General features: G+C 39.7%; 5 protein-coding genes and 1 pseudogene. All 6 read right to left on the bottom strand.

What is annotated here, in order from left to right; all coding sequences use genetic code 11:
- Nucleotides 1-801, bottom strand: an 801-nt coding sequence (locus tag VNZ46_RS02360; protein ID WP_325558465.1) for a nucleotide sugar dehydrogenase, incomplete at its 3' end; no start/stop codon positions are given.
- 12 nt (nt 802-813) lie between these two features.
- Complete coding sequence (locus VNZ46_RS02355; protein ID WP_325558464.1) at nt 814-1344, bottom strand: UpxY family transcription antiterminator; 531 nt, start codon at nt 1342-1344, stop codon at nt 814-816.
- A 157-nt stretch (nt 1345-1501) separates the two neighbouring features.
- Nucleotides 1502-3763 (bottom strand): GumC family protein, encoded by a 2262-nt coding sequence (locus VNZ46_RS02350; RefSeq protein WP_325558463.1) that lies wholly within the window; start codon nt 3761-3763, stop codon nt 1502-1504.
- Between the two features lie 26 nt (nt 3764-3789).
- A complete protein-coding gene (locus VNZ46_RS02345) occupies nt 3790-4554 on the bottom strand; it encodes a polysaccharide biosynthesis/export family protein (protein ID WP_133778144.1) in 765 nt (254 codons plus the stop codon).
- Between the two features lie 262 nt (nt 4555-4816).
- Complete coding sequence (locus tag VNZ46_RS02340) at nt 4817-5161, bottom strand: helix-turn-helix transcriptional regulator (protein WP_325558462.1); 345 nt, start codon at nt 5159-5161, stop codon at nt 4817-4819.
- A gap of 91 nt (nt 5162-5252) precedes the next feature.
- Nucleotides 5253-5534: pseudogene (locus VNZ46_RS02335) on the bottom strand (glycoside hydrolase family 2); the annotation flags it as partial.

The raw sequence follows: 5534 nt of genomic DNA, 5'->3' as shown, positions 1-5534 counted from the left end.
AAGCCCTGGTTTGAATTGAATAAAATTCCATTTTGTTCCGGCAGCTTTCAATACTTCTCCCGTATCTATCCCAAGACGGTTAAAGATCATAGCAAGTTCATTAATAAAAGCGATATTGATATCCCGCTGTGCATTTTCTATAACTTTTGCGGCTTCGGCTACCCGTATGGAAGAAGCCTTAAACGTACCTGCTGCAATTACAGAATGGTAAAGTTCATCTACCTTTTCAGCTGCTTCCGGTGTAGAACCGGAAGTGACCTTTAAAATCTGGCTTACGGTGTGCTCCTTATCTCCCGGATTAATTCTTTCGGGTGAATATCCGGCAAAAAAATCTTTATTGAACCTCAAACCGGAATACTTTTCCAGTACAGGCACGCATTCATCTTCGGTTACTCCCGGGTATACCGTAGACTCGTAGATCACGATATCCCCTCTTTTCAATACACTTCCCACCATTTTACTGGCGGCCATTAACGGTCTCAGATCCGGATGTTTGTTTTTGTCGACCGGGGTCGGTACTGTTACAATGTATCTGCTACATTTACGAAGCATCTCAGGCTCGTTTGTACAAAACAATCCTTTTAGGGTGGTACAGTCATTGGTGAGAACCGACTGCAGGATATGCTCCTCTACTTCTCTGGTTTGATCAAAACCTATTTTCAAATTTGCAATCCGTTCCACACTGGTATCGAAACCAAAAACCTTATATTTTTTGGCAAATTCTACCGCAAGGGGAAGGCCAACGTAGCCCAGTCCGATGATGCCTATTTTTACCTGATCTGTTTCTGGTTCCTTTATCATGGTTATCGGTATCTAATTAATCAGTTCTAGATTGGATACGGGTACTTTTGTAATCAGCGCACAATGCAAACAGTCTATAACGACCAGAACATTTTTGCCTCTTACCTGCAGGATTTCTCCCTGCTTCTGTGTCATTACACCTTCTTTAATAATAACGCGGTCACCTGCACTAAGCTGCTGTAAACTGACTGCTTCCAAACTTGGAAACAATTCCAGAAAGCATTTTATTTCATCAATGACCACATCTCTGATCTGGGCGGGTTTTCCCATATAATAGACAAAATTCATAACCCCTGTTGTGGTTCTCACCTTCAGGTCTTCTTTAGCGTTAATTTTGACAAAAACATAAGAACTAAATAAGGGTAGCTCTACTTCCTTCACTCTGTCTGCCCATTGATTTTTGACTTTTCTCACTGGACAATATGCCGTAATTCCTGCCATCTGCAATTCCTTTTCAATCTTTTTCTCCCACCGCGGCCTGGTATAAACCACAAACCATTTTCGTTCATTCATGAGTTTGTTGATAGAATTTAAATTTTCCATAATATAATTTAGGTTAAGAAAGATCTGTTCTGCTTACACGGCTTCGCCACCTCACTTACATGAAAATTTTAATTTTAAAAAGATGATGTTTTCTCTTTCGTAAATCCCGAAGGACTACCTTGAATTGGGATGGTTATTCCCGGGTATCTGGTTATAATTATGCAGTATAGGCATATCTGCCATATCTGTACATGTTCTTGTTTTCTTTTCTGGCATCATTAAATACCAGTAATGGTTTTTTTAATTTTTTATGCTCGCAGATGTCCTTGAAAATTCCAAGATCGGCCTTTTGTGTAAAATTATATCTTACCATATAAATACTCGCGTCGGCAAATGGTGACAGACTGAAGGCGTCGGCGACATGGCCTACAGGGGATGTATCTACAACGATATAATCAAAACGTTTTCTTAATTCGGCAAACAACTCGGGTACTTTAGGCCCCATAAGTAATTCTGCTGGATTGGAAGGGATTTTTCCGCACCCGATGGCGTATAAATTCGGAGAAGATGGAACCTCCATTAGAATATCTTCCAGTCTGATTTCTGAAGAGCTTAAGTATTCTGAAAGGCCGGTAGTAGCTTTGAGTTCTAAATTATTCAGCAGGTCCGGTTTACGCAGATCAAATTCGAGTAATACAACTTTCTTGCCAGACAGGGTGAGTGTAAGGCCGAGATTAGTCGTAAAAAAGGTCTTTCCTTCTCCTTTAGTACTGGATGTAACAAGTAAGACCTGGTTGCTGTTGGTTTTGTCAATAAAATTGAGGCTGGTTCTGATGTACCTGAACAATTCGGCCATAGTTGTGCTCTGATCGCTATGAACCAGTAAGGGGTCTTTTCGACCATTATGGCTAAGCTCGCCCAGGATTAAGGCATGCCCGGTGCCGTATTCTACATCAGACAAATCTCTTACTTTATTGTTCAACTGCGTTCTGGCATAAACAAAGGAAACAGGCAGCAAGAGTCCGCATAAAATGCTGATCATGTAAATCAATTGAACTTTTGGTTTAGCCGGTGTGGAATTATAGGCCGGTTTATCAATAACTTGTGATGTAGGGATGGTTGCAGAGAGCGAAAGTTCGGTTTCTTCTCTTTTTTGCAGAAGGTAGTGATAAAGCGTATTCTTAACGCTTTGCTCCCTGCTCCTTTCAATCAATCCCCTTTCAATAACTGGTGTTTGGTGGAGTCTGGATTCGAATTGCGCAGTCTTATTTCTCAGACTTGACCTTTCCAGATCCAGCCCTCGTTTAATGACCCCCAGATTTTCCAGAATTTTTCCTTTAAGGCCGGTGAGCTGGTCGGAAATATTAACAACCAATGGGTTATTTACTCTGACTGTTTTAAGTAACCTTTCTCTTTCTATCTGGAGGTTGTTGTATTTGTCGGTCAGGCTCATTAAAGTCGGGTCTTTTAATCCGAGCGTGGTGGGTACCAGATCAAATTTATGATCGCCTCCGTTTAAATAGCCAATAATCGACTGTACCAATGAAACCTGAACTTCGCTTGAGGCCAGCTGCTGTCCATATTCTCCTGAAGACTGCAGGTTCATCTGAGCATCGCTGTTCAGTTCTGTAACGCGGTTGTTTCTTTTATAGTTTTCTACGTCTTGTTCTACACCTGTCAGGTCTTTAGTTAAATTTCCCAGTTTACCGTCTATGAATTTTATGGTATTTAATGCCATGATGTTTTTATTCATCACGTTTTCCTGATTGTAAGTGTCTATCAGCCTGGTCAGAATGTCGACACCTCTTGCAGGGACTGCATCCAGTAAACTCAGAACAATTGTATTTGCATCTTTAACCACAGGTAAAACCGTTAGTGCATTTAAGCTGTAGGCTTCAGCGGCTTTACGAAGATTGACGAAACGAATGTCCACCGGCTTATTCATGGTATTGAAGGCCTCTCCTTTCATGATCTTTATACTGTATTCCGGTCTGCTAATAACCTGGTTATAACGGTACACAACTTTACTGCTGCTGTCTCTAAGGACAAACTTGTCATCCGCGATGCTTTGCACAGAAAGTTTTTTCAGAAAGGCTGGCTCATTTAACCTAAGTACAACAACCTGAACGGGCAGTGTTTTACCATAGAGTTCCTTTTTCTTAAAGGGCAGTTGATAGCTATACTTTACCTCTAAACCCAAATCATATAAAACTTTGTATATTAAGTCTTTTGACCTCAGTACCTCCATTTCATTTTCAACTGTTTTAGATGTCCTGAACATGTTCAGGTCGCTAAAGGCAGTACCTTTTAACAAGCCGTCTCCTTTGGCATCATCCTGGATCAGCAGAATACTGCTCACTTTATAAAAAGGTACTGTAGTTTGAATATAAGCATAAGCAACTCCAATACATATAATTACTGAGATCAGAAAAATGTACCAGTATTTAATGCACCTGGTAAAGAGTTGATTCAAGGCCATGGTCTTTAAATTTTATATCAAAAAACTTATCTGTGTAAAAATGCAGTAGCCAATACGGCAATTGCAGATATGGTGGCCACAATAAGTGGCATAGACCGGCTGCTATGACTGTATTCCACTGATTTGGCTTTGTCGGGCTCTATATAGAGAATATCATTTTGTTTTAAATAAAAATATGGGGAGTTCAGCACATCCTGATGATTGAGATTGACCCTCACCATAGTACGCTTCCCATCAATTTCCCGGATGAGCAATACATTTTCTCTTTTACCATAAGGTGTCATATCGCCCGCAAGTCCCAAAGCTTCGAGTAAATTGATCTTTTCGTTGGGAATAGTAAAAGTTGAAGGGTGGTTAACTTCTCCAATAACTGTTACTCTGAAGTTCATGAATTTTATATTGACAATGGAGTTGACCACGTACCGGTTAAGTTCTTGTTCAACCAGACTTTGGGCTTGTGCAATGGTGAGTCCCTCTACTTTAACTTCACCAAGTACCGGAAATTTGATCCGGCCACTCGCGTTAACTCTGTAGCCCTGCTTTTCATAAAACCCATTCATATTAACCGAAGTTGGGTTTGCAGCAAACATAACATTCGATTCCGGGCTCGTACTGTTTACGTCGATACTTAATACATCATTCTTTAAAATCTTGGGTTCACCATCATTTACGATTGTGCTGATGTTATCACTTTGCGTTTTTAAATCGCTGAAGTAGACCAGATTTCTTTGTCTCGCACAGCTGGTTAATAAAATTAACAACAGCGAACACCAGATATAGTTTGATTTCATAACATAAACCTCCTGTTGACATTAGTAGTTACACCGATTAAAAATCAATACTTAAATCTAAACACTAATTCGCTTAAAAAATTGAATTTCAAACAATTGTGAACCATATTGTAAATATTGTACAGGTAATTACACACTTTTTGTATAGACGGTTATACAACCTTCGAATAGTGATCTGATCAGTGAGAATATATCCAGGTATTAAAAGTGAAAAAGCCGTTGGTTAGGCGGCTTTTTCGGTTGGGGCCTGGTTGTGTTGTGGTTAATTTGCAACTTTTTTATACAGCAGGTTATTTTCCTGGAGCGTGACAATTAATTTTTCCTGCAATTCATTGACCATGGTTTCCATTTTCCTGAATTGTGCATCACGCAGTCTTCTATCCTCTTCCATTTTCTTTGTTTCTTCTGTATCCTCAAAAAATAGCGCCGGACGAACTTTGAAATAATTAGCTATTTCTATTAGTCGTGAAGTATTAATATCGGTGATACCTGTTTCTATTTTAGAATAAGCTGGAATGGATATTCCAAGTGCCTCAGCCAGGTGCCGCTGTTTCTTTCTCGAATTTACCCTAAGCATTCTTATTTTATTTCCAATGTCTTTCATCATTTTAATTTAATTTGTATAACCGGCAGCATCCACTGCCGGTATATACCTTATCTAACTTATCATTCATAAAAAACTAACAATTCATAATCGCCTATTTGTGCTGATCAATAGCGCCCTGAAACATACTTCTTTCTTGTTCAGGAATATTGGCTCCAAATTTCTCCAGATATGCTTTGGCAGCAGGAACATAATTTGCCCAGTCCTGCTGGTTATAGAATCCAACCGTTTTGGCCCTTAGCAGGATTTCTTCTCCTGGTGCTCCATAAGGTTTAACTCTGGCTTCTATCACAGACCAGTCTGTATTTCCCTGGTTCATCAATGGTTCCATTTCTCCCTTCAGGATCATATTCATCATGGCGACAGTATATTTACG

Source organism: Pedobacter sp. (genome assembly GCF_035566355.1).
Classification (GTDB): domain Bacteria; phylum Bacteroidota; class Bacteroidia; order Sphingobacteriales; family Sphingobacteriaceae; genus Pedobacter.
The sequence above is the reverse complement of the archived record's forward strand: the minus strand, read 5'-3'. Positions and strand labels throughout refer to the sequence as shown.

Coding starts and splice junctions, on each gene's coding strand:
- VNZ46_RS02355 (WP_325558464.1), bottom strand. CDS start 1,344: ATGGAAAATTTAAATTCTATCAACAAACTCATGAATGAACGAAAATGG.
- VNZ46_RS02350 (WP_325558463.1), bottom strand. CDS start 3,763: ATGGCCTTGAATCAACTCTTTACCAGGTGCATTAAATACTGGTACATT.
- VNZ46_RS02345 (WP_133778144.1), bottom strand. CDS start 4,554: ATGAAATCAAACTATATCTGGTGTTCGCTGTTGTTAATTTTATTAACC.
- VNZ46_RS02340 (WP_325558462.1), bottom strand. CDS start 5,161: ATGATGAAAGACATTGGAAATAAAATAAGAATGCTTAGGGTAAATTCG.